At 31.6% G+C, this 519-nt stretch carries 1 protein-coding gene; it reads right to left on the reverse strand.

The annotated features are described in order from the left end of the window. The coding region (locus IE178_RS37305) for a hypothetical protein (protein WP_193515131.1) at positions 1–519 on the reverse strand (519 nt) is incomplete at both ends.

Consider the following 519-nt stretch of genomic DNA (forward strand, 5'->3'; position numbering starts at 1 on the left):
TGCAAGGAAATTCTGCTCCCTTTCCTATACAATTTCTAAAAATGAGTTTTATCAGTTCGGAGATATCAAAAAAAAAAGGGTGTGATTTGTCTATTCTGTCCAAAAAAAGCGGAGAATGTGCATTTGCTTGAAAAAGTTCCCAAATAACTGTTTTACATCTTTGGGCTCGCATTGAACCTTTGATTATGTCTCGACGAAAATCAGATTGTTGCGAATATCGTATCAAAGCTACTTCGTCTCTTTTATTAGAATTATTAGTATCCTTATTATTAGGATCGGTATTTCCCCGGTTATCAGTAAAAATCACTACACGTTTGGCTTTTCTTGAACGAATCTGATAATCTATTGGTACTTCTTCTTCACTTTCTCCTTCCTGTTGTTCTAATTCGTTGATTAATTTGTATGACCATCGAGGGACTTTTTTACTGATTTCTTTTATTCCAATATATTTTTTTTTTTTTTTTTGATCATTAAGATCACTTCTAATTGCATTGAATAAAAATTTTGTTTTATTTTCGG

It is taken from the genome of Streptomyces griseoloalbus (assembly GCA_014650015.1).
Lineage (GTDB): Bacteria > Actinomycetota > Actinomycetes > Streptomycetales > Streptomycetaceae > Streptomyces > Streptomyces griseoloalbus.